16 protein-coding genes are annotated in these 16396 nt (G+C 72.9%); 4 read left to right on the forward strand and 12 right to left on the reverse strand.

The genetic code is table 11. The annotated features are described in order from the left end of the window. Positions 1-126: 126 nt before the first annotated feature. Genes ACYVLJ_RS44345 through pqqB form a run of 5 tightly spaced genes read right to left on the reverse strand, consistent with a single transcriptional unit; the run spans position 127 to position 5489 of the window. Complete coding sequence (locus ACYVLJ_RS44345; protein WP_460443215.1) at positions 127-2517, reverse strand: M1 family aminopeptidase; 2391 nt, start codon at positions 2515-2517, stop codon at positions 127-129. Beyond that, positions 2514-3614 carry a pyrroloquinoline quinone biosynthesis protein PqqE gene (pqqE, locus tag ACYVLJ_RS44350; protein WP_460443216.1) on the reverse strand — a complete coding sequence of 367 codons (1101 nt, stop codon included), beginning with the start codon at positions 3612-3614 and terminating at the stop codon, positions 2514-2516. The genes ACYVLJ_RS44345 and pqqE overlap by 4 nt, the downstream gene beginning before the upstream one ends. After that, positions 3611-3886, reverse strand: a complete 276-nt coding sequence (pqqD, locus tag ACYVLJ_RS44355; protein WP_451976435.1) for a pyrroloquinoline quinone biosynthesis peptide chaperone PqqD — start codon at positions 3884-3886, stop codon at positions 3611-3613. The genes pqqE and pqqD overlap by 4 nt, the downstream gene beginning before the upstream one ends. Beyond that, positions 3886-4581 carry a heme oxygenase-like domain-containing protein gene (pqqC, locus tag ACYVLJ_RS44360; RefSeq protein WP_460443217.1) on the reverse strand — a complete coding sequence of 232 codons (696 nt, stop codon included), beginning with the start codon at positions 4579-4581 and terminating at the stop codon, positions 3886-3888. Before pqqC ends, pqqD begins: the two co-directional genes overlap by 1 nt. Beyond that, positions 4578-5489 carry a pyrroloquinoline quinone biosynthesis protein PqqB gene (pqqB, locus tag ACYVLJ_RS44365; RefSeq protein ID WP_460443218.1) on the reverse strand — a complete coding sequence of 304 codons (912 nt, stop codon included), beginning with the start codon at positions 5487-5489 and terminating at the stop codon, positions 4578-4580. The genes pqqC and pqqB overlap by 4 nt, the downstream gene beginning before the upstream one ends. Before the next feature lie 258 nt (positions 5490-5747). Here pqqB and hxlA point away from each other — a divergent pair, with 258 nt between their 5' ends. The 3 genes from hxlA to ACYVLJ_RS44380 are packed head-to-tail and all read left to right on the forward strand — an operon-like array spanning position 5748 to position 7330. After that, the gene (gene hxlA / locus ACYVLJ_RS44370) at positions 5748-6377 is read left to right on the forward strand and encodes a 3-hexulose-6-phosphate synthase (protein ID WP_460443219.1); all 630 of its coding nucleotides are present in this window, start codon (positions 5748-5750) and stop codon (positions 6375-6377) included. Between the two features lie 19 nt (positions 6378-6396). Further along, positions 6397-6666, forward strand: a complete 270-nt coding sequence (locus ACYVLJ_RS44375) for a hypothetical protein (protein WP_451976423.1) — start codon at positions 6397-6399, stop codon at positions 6664-6666. 46 nt (positions 6667-6712) lie between these two features. Further along, on the forward strand, positions 6713-7330 hold the full coding sequence (locus ACYVLJ_RS44380) for a GPR1/FUN34/YaaH family transporter (protein ID WP_460443220.1): 618 nt from the start codon (positions 6713-6715) through the stop codon (positions 7328-7330). A gap of 11 nt (positions 7331-7341) precedes the next feature. On the opposite strand, the gene ACYVLJ_RS44385 is transcribed toward ACYVLJ_RS44380, so the two are convergent. From ACYVLJ_RS44385 to ACYVLJ_RS44415, 7 genes are read right to left on the reverse strand one after another with little or no spacing between them, the layout of a single operon-like run. Continuing rightward, positions 7342-7764 carry a YkvA family protein gene (locus tag ACYVLJ_RS44385; RefSeq protein WP_451976417.1) on the reverse strand — a complete coding sequence of 141 codons (423 nt, stop codon included), beginning with the start codon at positions 7762-7764 and terminating at the stop codon, positions 7342-7344. Then, complete coding sequence (locus ACYVLJ_RS44390; RefSeq protein WP_460443221.1) at positions 7761-8348, reverse strand: Chromate resistance protein ChrB; 588 nt, start codon at positions 8346-8348, stop codon at positions 7761-7763. The genes ACYVLJ_RS44385 and ACYVLJ_RS44390 overlap by 4 nt, the downstream gene beginning before the upstream one ends. Positions 8349-8371: 23 nt before the next feature. Further along, positions 8372-8860, reverse strand: coding sequence for a GNAT family N-acetyltransferase (locus ACYVLJ_RS44395; RefSeq protein WP_460443222.1), 489 nt, complete (start codon positions 8858-8860; stop codon positions 8372-8374). Between the two features lie 11 nt (positions 8861-8871). Next, entirely contained in the window at positions 8872-9912 is a 1041-nt protein-coding gene (locus ACYVLJ_RS44400; RefSeq protein ID WP_460443223.1) for a peptidase M16 family protein, read from the reverse strand. Next, on the reverse strand, positions 9909-11084 hold the full coding sequence (locus ACYVLJ_RS44405; protein ID WP_460443224.1) for a M16 family metallopeptidase: 1176 nt from the start codon (positions 11082-11084) through the stop codon (positions 9909-9911). Before ACYVLJ_RS44405 ends, ACYVLJ_RS44400 begins: the two co-directional genes overlap by 4 nt. Beyond that, positions 11081-12307 carry an MFS transporter gene (locus ACYVLJ_RS44410; RefSeq protein WP_460443225.1) on the reverse strand — a complete coding sequence of 409 codons (1227 nt, stop codon included), beginning with the start codon at positions 12305-12307 and terminating at the stop codon, positions 11081-11083. Before ACYVLJ_RS44410 ends, ACYVLJ_RS44405 begins: the two co-directional genes overlap by 4 nt. 9 nt (positions 12308-12316) lie before the next feature. Further along, the gene (locus ACYVLJ_RS44415; RefSeq protein ID WP_460443226.1) at positions 12317-14578 is read right to left on the reverse strand and encodes a YcaO-like family protein; all 2262 of its coding nucleotides are present in this window, start codon (positions 14576-14578) and stop codon (positions 12317-12319) included. Positions 14579-15236: 658 nt separating this feature from the next. Between ACYVLJ_RS44415 and ACYVLJ_RS44420 the strand changes: the two genes are divergently transcribed. Beyond that, complete coding sequence (locus ACYVLJ_RS44420; RefSeq protein WP_460443227.1) at positions 15237-16370, forward strand: hypothetical protein; 1134 nt, start codon at positions 15237-15239, stop codon at positions 16368-16370. The last annotated feature ends 26 nt before the right edge of the window (positions 16371-16396 follow it).

Genomic DNA, 16396 nt, shown 5'->3' on the forward strand with positions numbered 1-16396 from the left:
CCTGCGACTCGCGGTCGGCAACGACCTTGCCCGGCAACGGAATCCGTGGTCAACGGGCCGGGCACGAACAGACGGGGCACAGGCACGAACGGCGCGCGAAGGGCCTTCTGCGGGCCCGTTCGCCGTTCAGGGGGTCGTGACGCGGCTCACGGTCCCGTTCGTGGCACCGCCGGCGCCGTTCGTCCTCGGCGGACCGCCGCTCGTTCGGGCCGCCCGCATGATGAGCAGTTCGGCACGCTCGTCCCGCACGGCCTTCAGCACCTCTTCGGACAGCGGTTCGCGCTCCAGGAGGGCATCGGTGTCCGCCAGCACGCGCGGCTCGACGGTGGTGAACCGGGGGTAGAGCGCCCGGGCGAACTCGGGCCGCGCGCCGTCCGCCAGCGCCCGGAAGTAGCGGTCCGCGTACGGGGTCAGCAGCGCCTCTTGCCCCGGCTGCCGGAATCCCGCCATGACGGCCTTCTTCTCCGCCAGCGAAAGGTCGTCGCCGAGCAGCCGGGCCCACGCTTCTTCCTTCGCGGCCTCCGTGGACCGTGCGGCTTCGGCCGTCAAGGCGTTGCGGCGACCGGCTTCCCCGGGGTCGGCTTCCCGCGCGACGTCCAGCAGCCCGTCGATGTCCCCTCCGGTCGACGCGAGCCGGACCAGGCACCGCCACCGCAGATCCCGGTCCACGGCCGGCTGCGCCCAAGGCGACCGCCCGCACACCATGTCCCGCAGCAGGCCGTGCTCGTCGGCCTCGGCGACAGCGACGAAGGCCCGCACGAGCACCAGCTGCCGGTCACTGCCCGGACGGGCACCGGCCAGCCGCTCCCGCACCCGGCCGGCCAGCACGCGACACGCCGCGGGATCCTCGTAGACTTGGACCGCCGTGACGGCACGTTCCAGAAGCGTCTCCAGGACGCCGTCGCTCTCCACCAGTCCGTGCCGGACCACGGCGGACGCGTAGTCCCGGGCGGGCAGGCGCGCGTCGAGCACGTCGTCCCACAGTGCTCCCCAGACGACCGCACGCGCGCGCGAGTCATCCACCGTGGACAAACCGCGCAACGCCGAACGCCGCGACCGCGGGTCCAGCCGGACCTTGACGTGGCACGCCGCGTCGGCGTTGGGCACCAGAAGATCATCGAACGCGGCGATCCGCAGGTCCAGGTCCCGCGGCGGGACGCCGGGCAGCTGCCTCACTCGACCGTCCACACGGGACACCTCGACCGTGTTGACGCCGGGCCGCAGCAGCCACTCGGCCACCCAGCGGTCCACGTCCACGTCCGACACGTCCCGCAAAGCCGTCACGAAGTCCTCCAGGGTGGCGTTGCCCCACGCGTGCGTGCGCAGGTACGTCCCCACCCCGGCGTAGAAGGCCTCCCAGCCCATGCGCTCGGCGAGGTCGTAGAGGACGGCCGCGCCTCGCTTGTAGACGATCGGGCCGAAGTTCACCCGAGCCGCCTCCGTGTCGGGGGTGTCGGCGCGGATCGCGTGGCTGGTGGGCAGCCGGTCGGCGTGGCGGGCCGCGGGCAGGGCGTGGTGGGCGTACGCCGTCCAGCCTTCCCCGAACCGCGTGACCTCGGGCTGCGCGACGACCGACATCAGCTCCGCGAAGGCCTCGTTCAGCCACAGGTCGTCCCACCAGCGCAGCGTCACGTAGTCGCCGAACCACATGTGCGCCATTTCGTGCAGCAGCACTTCGGCCCGCCGCCGCCGCTCGTCCTCGGTGACGCGGCCGGCGAACAGGAACCGCTCGTTGAGCGTCACGCAGCCGGGGTGTTCCATGCCCCCGAACGCGTACTCCGGCGCGAAGACGTGGTCGTACTTGGCGAACGGGTACGGGAGGGCGAACCGCCGGCCGTAGTGGTCGAGGCCGCGGCCGACCACGGCGAAGATCTCGGGCGCGTCGCCCGCGAGCTCCTCGGAGAGCGACTTCCTGGCGTAGAGCGCCATCGGCACGCCGCGGTGCGCCGACCTCACCCGGTGGAACGGGCCCGCGCAGAACGCCACCAGATACGGCGGCAGCGGGGGCGTCCGGCCGAACCGCCACTTCGCACCGGACTCCGCCGGGTCGGTGTTGGCGACGACGACCCAATCGTCCGCTACCGCGACGGAAAGCTCGACCGTCGCCTTCAGGTCGGGCTGGTCGAAGCAGGCGAACACCTTGTGCGCCGCGAACGGCTCGAACTTGGTGTGGAGGTAGACCCGGCCGTCGAGCGGGTCGCGGAACCGGTGCAGCCCCTCGCCGGTCCGCGAGTACTGCGCCGTGCCGGTCACCCGGACCGTGTTCGCGCCCGGCCGGACGTCGAGCCGGACGCGCGTCCCCGCGTGCGCGTCCGGCACCTCGAACCCGTTGCACGACACCGACTCGACCGCACCCTCGAAGTCGAGGAAGACGGGCGCGCCGGTCCGCGCCCGGAACCGGACCACCGTGCTCGTCGCGAAGTCCCGCTCCCCGGCGGTCAGGTCGAGGTCCACTGTGTACTCGACACCGAAGACCTCGGCCGACCGCGCGGCCGCCTCGTCCCGGGTGAGGGTCATCGGCCTCGTGCGGACACCGTCGGCCGGCGGTACTTCGGCTCCCCGCCACCGGCGTCCTCCTGGTTCGCCCGGACCAGGGCGTCCTGCACCAGGTGGTGGTCCGGCGAGTGCTGGCACACCGGGTCGGTCCGGCCCGCGTCGCCGGTCAGGGCGAAGGCCTGGCACCGGCAGCCGCCGAAGTCCAGCTCCTTGCGCGGGCAGCTCCGGCAGGGGTCCGGCATCCAGTCCGTGCCCCGGTACGCCTCGAACGCGGGCGACTCCCCCCAGATCCACCCGAGGTCGTGGTCGCGCACCGAAGGGAACTCCATCGTCGTGATCTCCGCGGCGACCGGGCACGGGTAGACGACGCCGTCGGGGGCGACGGTCAGCGCGTTCTGCGCCCAGCCGCCCATGCACGGCTTGGGGTACGGCTCGTAGTAGTCCGGGAGGATCCAGAGCAGCTCCGTGCTCCGCGCGAGTTCGGCCTTCCGGCGTTCGTAGACGCCGACCGCCTCGTCCAGCTGGGTCTTGCTCGGCATCAGCAGTTCGCGGTTGCGCAGCGCCCAGCCGTAGTACTGGGCGTTGGCGAGCTCCAGCCGTTCCGCGCCCCACCGCACGCAGACGTCGATGATCGCGTCGAGCCGGCCCAGGTTCAGCCGGTGCAGGACCACGTTCATGTTCAACGGCAGCCCGGCGTCGCGGATGATCCGCGCGGCGGCTTCCTTCTTGTCGAACCGCTTGCTCGCCGCGACCAGGTCCGTCGATTCGGCGGCGTCGCCCTGGATGCTCAGCTGGGCGCTGTTGAGCCCCGCCGCGACGAGCGACGCCGCCCGCTTCTCCGTGAGCCCGAGGCCGCTGGTGATCAGGTTCGTGTACAGGCCCAGCCGGCGGCACTCGGCGACCAGCGACTCCAGATCGCCGCGGACGAGCGGTTCCCCGCCCGAAAAGTGGACCTGCACCACGCCGAGCTCGGCCGCCTGGCCGATGACCCGGATCCAGTCCTCGGTGGCCAGCTCGTCCGGCCGCTCGATCAGCGCCAGGGGGTTCGAGCAGTAGACGCAGTGCAGCGGGCACTGGTGGGTGACCTCGGCCAGCAGGCCGAACGGCTGCGGGGTCACGGGACCACCACCCAGCCGCGGCCGCTGGCGTCCTCGAGGAACGACATGACGTCGTTGGTGAGGTCGGTCGCCTCGAAGTCGCGCTCGAGCTGGTCGACCAGCTGCCGCACGGTCCGGCTGCCGTCGCACAGGCCCAGGATCGCCGCGCCGGACTTGTTCAGCAGCACCACCCGTTCCGGGAGCAGGAGCAGCTCGACGTCCCGGACGCTGTCGTGCTTGAGCATCGCCTTGGTCGCCAGCCGGGGCATGGCGGTGAGGTCGTCCGCGTCCATCACGAGCTCTTGCCGTAGGCGAGTTCGACGGCGTCGAGCAGGCTCCAGAGGACGTCGCACTTGAACTCCAGCGCCCGCGCGCACGCGTCCTGCTGCTCCCGGGACGTCGCGTGGCCGAGCACCAGCTCGAGCAGGTGCGCGATGTCCTTGGGCTGCTGCGTGAGCCGCGCCCGGAAGTACTCCAGGCCGTCCGGCGCGATCCACGGGTAGTGGTGGCTGACGTCGGTGATCCGCCGGCTGAGCAGGTCCGGCGCGAACAGTTCGGTCAGCGCCGAGGCCACGGACTCCAGCCACGGCTGCGTGCGGCAGAAGTCCACATAGGCGTCGACGGCGAAGCGGACGCCGGGCAGCACCGTGCCGGTGTCGAACAACTGCTCACGGGTCAGGCCGACGGCTTCCCCGAGCCGGACCCACTTCTCGATGCCGCCTTCGTTCCCGGTGCGGCCGTCGTGGTCGATGATGCGCTGGATCCACCGGCGCCGGTCGTCGCGGCCGGGCAGCTTGGTCAGGATGAACGCGTCCTTCACCGGCAGGTTCACCTGGTAGTAGAACCGGTTGCGGACCCACCCCCGGAACTCCTCTTCGGTCAGCGAGCCCGCGTGCATCCGTTCGTTGAACGGGTGCAAATGGTGGTACCGCTTTTCTCCGATCGACCGCAACCGCGCTTCGAACTCTTCCGCGGACCAGGCGTTCATACTTCCACCTCCAGACCGGCTCGGCCGACCTCGATGCCCAGGCTCGTCAGCCACTGCCGCTCCTGGGACCCTTCGTCGAGGATCGGGTTCGTGTTGTTGATGTGCGTGTAGATCTTCCGTTTCGCGGTCAACGCGGCCAGCGCGCGAGCGGAGCCGTCGGCGCCGCCGACCGGCAGGTGGCCCATCGAGCGGCCGGTGCGGTTTCCCGCGCCCCGGCACGACATTTCGTCGTCGGTCCAGAACGTGCCGTCCACGAAGACGCAGTCGGCCGAGGCCACCTGCCGGGCGAAGTCCGCGTCCCACCGGGGCAGCGTCGGCGCGTACACCACGGTTCCGCCCGTGACCTTGTCTTCCAGCCGGAAGCCGATCTCCCACTCCGCCGTGGCGCGCTGCGGCGCGTGCCGCGAACTCCCGACGTACCGGGGTGCCTTGGACCCGGTGAGGAACGCGGTCGCCCGCACCCGGTCGTCCAGGTCCAGGGGCGTGCCGACGTCGATCCGGGACCAGGTGAGGTCCGCGTAGTCGCCGAGCAGCTCCCGGACCGGGAAGAACGAGGTCAGCGCCTCGAGCACGGGCGCCGTCCCGTACACCGTCAGCGCCGAGCCCTCGCGCAGCACCAGCAGGCCGATCGTGTGGTCGAACTCGGCGTCCGTCAGGAGCACCCCGGCGACCGGCGTCTCCCGGATCCCCGGGCCCGGGTGCAGCGCGGGATCCGCCGCGATCTGGTGGTGGACGTCCGGGGTCGCGTTCAGCAGGAACCACCGCTCGCCGTCGCCGGAAACGGCGATCCCGGCGTGGTTCGTCGCGGCTTCGGGCTTGGCGCGCGCCTTCCGGCAGCCGGCGCACGCGCAGTTCCACTGTGGATAGCCGCCGCCCGCCGCGGCGCCGAGGCAATGGACGAACACCACCCTCACCCCTCCCGCACCGTCGACCTGACCACCACCTTCCGCGCCCGCGCCGGGACGGGGCAACCGCCCGCGAACGACCGGCGCCGGATCACGGACGAACGGCGACCGCCCGGCCACGAGCGGCGCGCGGTCCGGCCGGGTATTCGATCCGCGCATCGGGGGATTGCGTTTTCGCATGTCCGGGGCGGTTGCCGGGGTTCGGGTGCGGCGGTGATGGTGGGTGGACTCAGCCGTTCCCGTACCGATGAGGAGAACATCGTGCAGTTGCAGGTGGCGTTGGACGTCCTGGACCTCCCCTCGGCGCTGACCCTGGCCCACCAGGTGTCCGAGCACGTCGACATCCTCGAACTGGGCACCCCGTTGGTGAAGTCGGCGGGGATCGCGGCGGTGACCGCGATCAAGGCCGCGCACCCGGACAAGCTGGTCTTCGCCGACCTCAAGACCGCCGACGCCGGCGAACTCGAAGCCGCGCTGGCCTTCGAGGCCGGTGCCGACCTGGTCACCGTGATGGGCACCGTCGACGACGACACCATCCGCGGCGCGGTCGCCGCCGGCCGCCAGCACGGCAAGCAGGTCGTCGCCGACATGATCGGCGTCGTCGACGGCCGCGTCGCCCGCATCCGCGAAGTCGCCAAGCTCGGAGTGTCGTTCGTGGAGATCCACGCCGGACTCGACGAGCAGGCGCGTCCGGGTTACTCGATCGAGCAGCTGCTCGAAGACGGCCGTCTCGCGGGAGTGCCGTTCTCCATCGCCGGGGGCGTCAAGGCCGGCACCATCGCTTCCGTCCGCGAAGCCGGTGCCGTCGTCGCCGTTGCGGGCGGCGCGATCTACAACGCCCCCGACCCCGGCGCCGCCGCGGCCGAACTCAAGCGGCACGCCACCCGCTGAACCTCGGGAAGGAGCCGGCGTGGAAGACCGGAAAACACGTGCCCGCGACACCTACAGCTCCTTGATGCTGCAGGCCGCCGGCGTGCTTCGGTTGCGGTACGTGGAATGCAGCCAGGACACCAGCCTGTCCCCCGCCGCGGCGAACGAGCTGGCGGACGTCTTCGAGCGCGTCGCCCACGGGGACCCGGCCTTCGACCAGGTCGACCCGAAGGAGGCGATCGCGCTGGCGAACCGCCTGCTCGACGACGACCACCCCGAGCTGTCGGGGATGTGGCCCCAGCCCCGGTGAGGACCGACGCACCCGAAGATCGATCGCGCTCAACGAGGAGTACACGATGACCACCACCGCCGTTGCCACCGAAGCCCCCGCCCGCTCCGCACCCCCGGGCGATCCCGCCCTGATCGGCGTGCCCACCTTCATCGTCGGCGCGACCGCGCTCGGCCTGGTGCTGACCGGGTACGTCCCGGCCGCCGCCGTCGGCGCGTCGATCGCGATCATCCTGCCCGCGACGGGCGTGGGCCAGCTCGTCGCCGCCGTGTGGGCGGCCGCGCTGGGCGAGAGCGCCGTCGCCGCGGTGTTCGGGGTGTTCGCCGGGTTCTGGCTCAGCTACGCGGCGCTGGTCCTCGGCCTGATCCACGGCTGGTTCGGCGTCTCCCCCGACGCGGCGGTCGCGACGCAGGGCCTGTTCCTGATCGCCTGGCTGGTCACGATCGTCCTGCTGACGCTGACGACGCTGCGGCTGCCGGCCGCGTTCACGGTCCTGTTCGCGCTGGTCGACCTCGCGCTCGCACTGGTGCTGTACGGCACGGTGACCGGCTCGACGACGGCGACGACCTTGGGCGGCTACGCCGTGTTCGCGTTCACCGCGGTCGGCGTGTACCTCTTCGCGGGCGCGGTGTCCGCCGCGACGGGCGGCAAGCCGCTGCCGCTGGGCCGTCCGGTGCTCGCCTGAGGCGAGCCGCTTCAGCCCGCCTGGGTCCGGATTCCGGCCAGGCGGGCTGCCGCGGCGAAGCCGTCGTCGGTGCCGGGCCAGTGGGCGCGCACGGCGTCGATCCCCGCCCGGCGGACGACCCCGCGCAGCACGGCGGTGGCGATGATCGCGTCGTCGGCGTGGCCCAGCAGGGGGATGAAGTCGGGGATCAGGTCGATCGGCAGCGCGAGGTAGGCCAGGAGCAGGGCGAGCCGGATCCGGACGCCGCGGGGCAGGGCGGGGTCCGCGGCCAGGCGCCGGATGAGCCGCAGCACGTCGGGCAGCAACCGCAGCGCCTCGCGCAGGAGCCCGCCCCGCGGCCGGACGAGCACGAGCGCGACGATCAGCGCGACCCACGCCAGCACGAGCGCGGCGCCGGCCCCGATCAGCAGGTCCGCCCAGAACGAACCGGTCACCGCTCGTCCACGACGCGCAGGCGGGGCGCCGGACGGTCGGGCGCTTCGGCGTGCAGGGCGGCTTCTTCGAAGTCGGCGAGTTCGGTGGCGGCCAGGTCGACGGCCTCGCGGGCGGCCTGGCCACCCGGCGCGCCGAAGTAGTCGCGGGCGGCGATCTTGTCCAGCCAGCTCCGGAAGCGCTGCAGGTCGGCCTCGGACTCCTCGACTTCGGCGTAGGTGACGTTGCCGCGCGCCCGTTCGTCGGCGAGTTCGCGGCGCAGCGCGGGCAGCCGCTCGAGGACTTCGTGGTACTCGACGTCGCGGGCGGCGTCGAGCTCGGCGATCACGGCCTGTTCCTCGGCCGGGTCGGTGAACTGCATCGGCAGCACCCGTGCGGTCCCGCCCTGGTGGCGGACCCGGTCGGCCAGGCGGCGGATCTCCCGCACCACCTCGGGCCGGGCGGGCAGCAGGCACACCGACTGCTGCAGGTAGAGCGCGCCGAGCGAGCGGAGCTTCCGCCAGACCTGCACGCGCAGCGAGTCGGGGGCGCCGGCCGTCGACACGCTGATCACCAGCCAGCCCCGGGCACGGGGTTCGATGCTCATGCCGCCAGGTTACGTTCGTAACATCAGACTGGTCCAGTCGTAACAACGGACGGCCGCTCCAGCCACACCGAATCCGGGCCGCCGTCCGCGTCGCTCTCCCGCCTCAGGTACGTGAAGCCGTGGTGGGCGTAGAACTTCGCCGCCCGCTCGTTCCCCGCGATGTGCGCGAGCCGCACGGCCCGGTGCCGCCCGGCCGCGTCGCCGAGCACCTTGCGCAGCAACGCGGACCCGGCGCCGGTGCCCTGCGCCTCCGGGACGACGTACAGCTTCCACACGACCAGGACGTCGTCGACCGGCCCGAAGCTGGTCATGCCGACGATCTCCCCCGCGGCGTCCTCCGCGACGAAGGTGCGCGCCACGGCCTGGCGGAGGAGGTCGCCGGACCACCACCGGGCCAGCCCGTTCGCGACGTAGTCCTTGCCCGCCAAGGGTTCGTAGGTGGGTGGCCAGGTCCGGTGCCCGACCGCGGCGATGGCGGTGACGTCGGCCTCTACAGCCCTTCGGATCAGCACGGTTCTTCTCCTCACGTGTGGTAGCTGCCGATGTTCGCGGTCGCGAGCGTGCCCAGCGCGGCGGGGACGCGGTCGAAAAGCCGCCCGGTGCCGCCCAGGTGTCCCGCGACCTGCCACGAGTGTGCGGGATCGCCGACGGCGTGCCCGAACGCCAGCGCGTCCGCCTGCCCGCTCCCGAAGTCGAGCGCCGCGAGCACCGACGAGAGCAGCACGTTCCGCGCGTTCTCCATCCACCGGGGGACGTCGTGGTGGCCGAGCACGCGCTCGGTCGCGTCGCGCACCTCGGCCGCGCGCCCGGTGGGGAAGCCCAGTTCGAGCCACGCCCGCGTGGCGCCCGGCCGGCACTGGACGCTCGTGCGCAGGCCGTAGCTGATCCCGAGATCGTCCCGCAGCGCCTGGTAGAGCGGCGCGAACGGCGCTCCGGCCACCCCGAACAGGAACAGCTCCGCCGCCGCGGCCTGTTCGGCGTCCACCGGCGGCAGGTCCCAGCACACGGCGTACCAAGCCTGCCCGCCCGTTCCGTCCTGGTGCGTTTCGCCACCGCGCCTCGGCCGTGCGGTGGTGGCCGGCGGCTCGCGGACCGCGAGAGGCTCGGGCGTTCCGTCGAGGTCCGCGAGGACCGTGAGGTGTGTCCCGAGCGGGCCGTCCGCCCGGACGCACGGGTCTTCACCCACGGCGAGGCGCCGGGCGGCCAGCCGCGGGCTCCCCGCGGGCCCGGTGCCGGCGACGTCCAGATCCGCCCAGGTCAGCGCCGTGCCGCCGAGGAACCCGAGCAGCTCGCCGAGCCGGTCTTCGGTCACGGTGAACGACAACGCCGGGCGTCCGGCGAGCACCTTCGTGCCCACCCCGGCGCCGGTGTTCGCGGCCGTCCCCCGCCATCCCGGACGCGCCACCAGCGCCCGCTTCCACGCCTCGGCAACCTTGGCGGACGCGCCGGTCGCGTCCAGCGTCCAGCGGACGTGCGCCAGCCCGGACGCGATCCCGGACCGGTAGACGTCGGCGGGCCACCCGGTCGCGATCCGCTCGGGCAGGCAGTCCAGGACGGCGGTCACAGCACGATCTCCCGGCCACCGTGCGCGGCCAGCTCCACCGCGGCCTTGGCCACCCGCTCACCGTCCACATCGGACAGCGCGGCGAGGTGGTCGCCGACGGAGGCCCCGGCGAACATCCGCAACCAGGTGGCGGCGCGCGTGCGGGGCACCGGCCGGTCGAACCGCTTGAGCGCCCCGGTGCGCACCCACCGCGCGGCGTCCGCCACCACCTCCGGGCCGGGCCCGCCGGCGAGCACCCCGAGCGCCGAGCCCAGCGCGTCCGGCAGCCAGTCCGGCTCCCCCGTCGCCTCCACGGTCAGGCAGGTCGGCGAGCGGTCCTCGTTCGGGTCGCCGCTGATCCCGACGCGTGCCGTCACGCTCGTCCCCGCGGGCGCGTGACGGCCGACCAGGGACCGTGCGCCACCCTGGCCCAGCAGCGCCGCGACGACCTGGGCCACCGCGAGGTCGGTCAGCCACCGCCCGCTCCGGACCACCGGGAAGCACACCGCACGGGCGTGCGGCGAGTCGTCGGCCCGCCCGATCCGGACGACCCGCGGCCCGCTCGGCTCGTGGGGACGCGGCGCGCCCGGCACGGCGCTCCCGTCGAGCACGTCGAGCACCGGCGACAGCTGCTCGGCCACGTCGTCCGGCCCGAGCGGGCCGACGCTCGCGACCTGCGCGACCGCCGGGTCGAGGAAGAACCGGAACGCGCGGTCCAGGTCACCGGGCGTCAGTTCCCGCAGCGCCGGGTTGTCGACGAAGCCGGTGTGCGCGTTGGGTTCGTCGTCGAACAGGGCCGCCCGGTTGTACTGCACGCTGAACCCGCGCTGCGGGTGCCGCAGCACCTTGAGCGCCACCTCCTGCGCGATCACGTCGAGTTCGCGCCGCACGGCGGCCGGCTCGTGGACCGGGTCGGCGAGCTGCCGCCGGGCGATCCGCGCCCACCGGCCGAGCCCGGCCGGGGGCACGCTCACCCAGAACTGGACGTAATCGGCGCCCGTGTAGGCGTTGCAGATCGCCCCGGCCGTCCGCAGGGAGGCGAAGAACTGTCCCGACCCGGCCCGCCCGCGGCAGTGGAACACGTGCTCCACCAGGTGTGCCAGGCCCGGCAGCGGCTCGTCACGCTGCCCGCGCCCGAAGGTGAGGCACACCGTCTGCAGCGCGCGGCCCCGCTGCCGTTCGACGACGATCACCGGACCGCCGCGAGCGCGACCGGCGCGTCGACGGGGGCCGGGCGGACCAGGGTGCAGGCCCCGGCGGCCGCCGCGCCGCACGCCGCCGTCACCAGCCACACCACCGCCCCGCCCCGGGCGGTCAGCGACAGCATGACCACCGGCCAGAGCAGCCCGGCGGCGGCCCAGCCGAGCTGGTAGGCCGCCATGTACTGGGCGAGCCGGGCGGGCGGCGCGATCCGGGCCACGAAGTCGTTCATCACCGACGTGCTCAGCAGCTCGCCGGCGGTCATCCCGACCATGCCGAGCACCGCGCACGCCGCCGTCCCCCCGGACGGCAGCAGGAACCCGGCACCCAGCACGGCGGCCCCGCCCGCGATCGACAGCGCGGCCGCGATCATCACCGTGCGGTGGGCGTATCGCTCCACCCGCCGCGACACCACGGGCAGCATCAGCACGAGAATCACGACGTTGAGCGCGATCAGCACCCCGGCGAGCCCGGCACCCCACTGTCCTCTTTGGACGAGGGACAGCGTCAGGACGGACGGCATCGCCAGCAGGGGCACCACGAGCAGCACCGAGGCGATCAGGAAGAAGCTGAACTTGACGTCCGCGTAGACGGACAACGCGCGCGCCGGGCGTTCGGAGCCGGCGACCCGCGGCGTCGTGCGCACTCCGCGCAGCAGCACGGCCGCGACCACGAACGACACGGCGTTCAGCGCCATGAACACGGTCAGCCCGCCGCTCCCGGCGAACCCGACGGCGAGCCCGCCGACCAGCGCCCCGAGCCCCATCGCGGCATTGCGGAGACTGCCTTCCAGCGCGTACCAGCGGCGCCGCTGGTCGCCGGTGATGTCGGCGACGAACGTCGAGTTCCCGGCCCAGAACGCGTTGTCGCCCGCCGTCGACAGCAGCAGGACGACCAGGGCGAGCACCCGGCTGGTCGCGAACAACGCGCCGACCGCGGCGAACGCGCGCACGTAGTTGATGGCCACGAGGCAGCGCGCCGAGCCGAACCGCCCGACGAACCGGCCGGCCAGCGTCCCGGCCGGCAGGGCCAGGACCGCGGCCAGCGTCATCAGCACGCCCACCTCGGCCTGGGAAAGCCCGGCCCGGAAGACGAAGTACAGCGGCACGAACGGCAGCAGCGCACCGGTGGCGACCGAGTCGATGGCGACGGAGGCGAGCACGGACCGCCCGCGCGGGATGCGGGTGAGGTCGAGCTGCGTCCAGCGGGCGAACATGCTGCCTCCTCAGTAGTGGGCCAGGGGAAAGCGGTTCAGCCCGGACTCCGGCAGGGGCGTTCCGCGCCAGCCGAGGTCGACGGCGGCGCGGCTCACCCGCTCCCGGCCCCACTGCGGGAACGCCGCCGGGAAGTTCGGCACCAGGCCGGGGCTGAGCACGCGCACCGCCGAGAACCCGGCCTCGGCGATGTCCGGGGTGGTCAGGTCGACGGCGATCGGCTCTTCGCCGAACTCAGCCCGCAGGTCCCCGGCGATCCGCTCGATCACCGCGTCCGCGGACTGCGGTGCGTGCGCCGGCTCGGCCGGGCGGGGTCCGGCGGGGACGTCGAGCGTCCACGGCGAGACGTGCGCGGCCGCGCGCGGGTCCAGGTAGATCTGCAGCTGGCAGGACAGGTCCTTGACGTCCCGGAAGTCGGCCCGGTAGGAGTCCAGGTACCGCCCGTCCTCGCGGAACGGCTTCAGGTTCCGTTGCGCGGAAAGGACGTTCGCCTGCGCGCTGCCCGGTCGCGCCCCCGCCATCGTCAGCCCGGTCCACTGCAGACCGATCCCCTCGGCCAGCGCTTTCCGCCCCGCTTCGGCGAAACCGGGCCGGGTCGCGAACCCGATGGCCAGGAAGTCCGACCGCACGTCCTGCACGCAGGCGGCCGCGGTGGCCATGCCGTACCGGTCCGAGATCGGGATGATCGCCGTCCGGAACCGGTCGCCGAGCTCGGCGGCGAGCTCCGGCGCGAAGTCCTCGAGCGGAACCCGCGGCAGCACCGGCGTGTTCGCCCACCAGACCATGGACGCGTCGCGTTCGACCGTCTCGGACAGGCCGTTCGCGACGGCTTCCGCCCAGGTCCGCCCGCCCGCGATGCCGGACAGGTTCGGGTAGAGGTGGCGCTGTTCGCCGTCCGGCCGGACGGAGTTCCACGACACGTACACCCAGCACGCCGGGACCCAGCGCTCTTCGCCGCTCAGCAGCCCGCGGCCGGGCACCCACGCGACGGTCGTGTGCTCGTCCAGCGGCGCGAACGGGAACCCGCGTTCCGCGTGCTGCTGCGCGGAGTACCCGACCAGGCTGCCGGGTGCCACCGCGGCCAGCCCGCGGCGCGTCAGTTCTGCGTGGCTCGCCGACACCCTCGGCGTCCGCGGCGAAACCCAGTTCGCGCAGTACCGCTCGATCAGCTCGCCGATCGCCGGGCCTTCCGCGGCCGCGGCGCTTTCCCAGCTGGAGCCGAACGCCGTCAGGTCGTTGGGGAAGTCCATCACCCGGCGCATGTCGGCCGCGCGGGCCACGGCGATGTGCAGGGACCGCGGGAAGTGCGCCGGCGTCGGCTGCGCCTTCACCGAGCGGATCACCCCGGCCTCGGGATCGCGCAGGTGCCACGCGTCGGTGCGGCGGACCGCGCGACGCCGATCGCCCTGGTCGGGCAGGGCGAGGATGCCGTGGTGCTCGACGTTCAGGTGCGCGCAGTCCAGCACCAGCTCGGCCGACTGGATCTCCGCGCGCGCGGCCCCGGCGAGCCAGCGCTCGGCCTGGACGGCCAGCGTCGAGGCGGCCCAGCGCAGTTCCGCGGGCCGCACCGCATCCGGCTCGGCCGGCGGCGGATCCCGGTGCTCGGCCTGGAACAGGGCCGGCGACGCCGCGGCGGCCTCCCGGCGGCGGTAGACGTCCGACATCGTCGCGCCGGTCCCCGGTTTGATCACCGGCCCGGCGAAGACCTTGTGGTCGAGCAGCCGGACGACCAGCCGCAGCGCCTCGAGCCGTTCGAGCTCGTCGTCGAGCGCGATCACGGCCTTCGCCGGCGCGTGGCTGAACACCGGGCAGACGACGAGGCGCTCGTCGAGCGCCTGTTCGGCGGCGGCGAGCAGGCCGTCCTGGGCACAGGCCCGGGCTTCGGCCCGCAGGCCGGCGGCCTGCCAGGCCTCGGCCAGCACCGACACGGGCCCGGCGGGGCCGAGCCAGAGGAACCTGTAGTCGTGGAGCCGCTGCGTGCGCAGGGCCTGGGGAAGCAGCCGGTACCAGGACCGGTCCCGGGTGTCGGCGACCGGCTGGACGCAGCCGTCGCGGGTCAGCGCGGCCCAGACCTCGGCGAACTCACCCGGGTCGGGCGCCGCGGCCAGCAGTTCGTCCTCGGTGCGGGTCCCGTCGAGGAGGGCGAGCCAGTCCCGCATCCGCCCGGCGGCGACGCGCACGCGGAGAATGGTCCGGCTCGGCGGCACCAGGAGGCAGCGGTCCGGCCCCTCGGCGACGACCCGGACGTGCCCGGCGATCCACTCAGGTGACATCTGCTTCCTCCACGCTGCTGCGCGCGTTATCCTGGACATGCCGGTTGGTCCCCGGGGTGTGCTACGGACGCACCCCGGGGACCAATCCGATCAGCGGGTGATCAGTCTTCGTCCCAGCTGAACTCGATCTCCGGGGCGACGTTGTTGTTCGCCAGGATGGCGAGCTCGTTCTCGTTCTCGATGGACTCGAAGATTTCCAGCATGTGCGGGGTACTTCCTTCCTCGATCGGTAATGGACTTCGCCCGGCGCGGAGGCTGCTTCGGCGTGGCCCACTCCGGGTGCGACTCACTGCCGTTCATGTGCGTTCCTCATGGGTTCGCCGTGCGTGTTCCCATAGTGGCGACCGGCCGGAACACGCACGTCTCCTCGATTGCGGCGCCCGTGGCCAGGTGCGCGACAGCAAGGCTTGTCCATCGCGACCGGGAGCCGGGAACCCTGGTCGCCAGTCGCGCGGAAAAGCGTCCGTTCCCCCTCGTGAAGACGATCCGCGCCGCCGCGGTGAACCTAGTACTTTCGGCCGATGTCGCACGGCGAAAACCCTTCGAAAGGCGTGAGCCATTCCGGGGTTCTCGGGCCGGTGCCGGTTCTGCCGTCAATCTCCGCCCTAACGTGGCGGTGCTTCGTGATCTTGAACCGGCGCAGAAGAGGGGAACCACCTTGCCAGACCGGACCCGATTTTTCGGCAGAACGCTCGCGGCCGCGGGCACGGCGGCGGCGCTCGCGCTCGCCACGGCCGTGCCCGCGGCGGCCGCGCCGTCCACCGTCGAGCAGGACGTCGCGCAGCTGTACCAGGACGTCGTCGACCTCTACAACGGTCTGCCCGCGAGCGCGGTGCGCGGCGTCGACCGGCTCATCGAGTCGCCCATCCCGCCGATCGGCCCGCAGCGCCGGGCCGCGGCGGGGCCGATTCCCGGCTGCACCGAGGGTTCGCTGCTGACCTACGCGAACAAGCTCGCCGCGCAGCTCACCCCGCTCGAGAACCAGGCGTTCAACGCGCTGTCGGGGCTCAGCCAGCTCTACGTCCAGGGCGTCGCGTCCGACAAGACCCCGCAGTTCTTCGGCACCGACGGCCAGTACACCCCGCGCGCCACCCGGACCATCGACAAGCTGCGCGGCTTCTGGGACATCGAGAGCTGGAACATCCAGCTCGTCGCCTGGAAGGGCACCGACCTCGGCAGCCAGGCGAAGATGGCGCAGACCTTCGCACTCGGCCTCGCGCCGGCGAAGGTGAAGGACGCCGCCGCTCTCGCCACCAAGGTGCTCTACGAAGTGCCGGCCCTGCAGGGCGGCCGCCACCCGCTGCTCACCCTGAACGCGTTCTCCGCCCCGGCCGACAGCCTCGGCGGCAAGCGCGTGGCCCTCGGTGACGGCCTGCTCGACACGGTCAACTTCCTCGGGTTCGACGATGTCTCGGTGGAGTCGGTCGTCGGCCACGAGTACGGCCACCAGGTCGACTTCGCGCACGACAACCACCCGCGCAACGAGTCGTCCGAGATGGGCCCCGACGCCTACGGCGGCTACTTCGTGGCGCACGCCAAGGGCTTCGCGTGGGACGCCCGCACCCAGCAGGAGGTCACCTACCTGGACGCCTCCATCGGCGACTGCTACCACAGCCACGGCACGCCGGACCAGCGCAAGGCCGCCGGCGCGTGGGGCGAGAAGCAGGCGACGAGCCAGGGCAACCCGAACCGGATCGTCCCGACCGCCACGATGATCGAGAAGTTCCAGAAGGAATACCCGAAGCTGATGCCGCCGGCCACCGACCGGACAGTCGCGGTGGCGCACGGCTGAGCCGCGCCGGCGGGCCGTCTCCCTCA

Source organism: Amycolatopsis stemonae, from assembly GCF_054781455.1.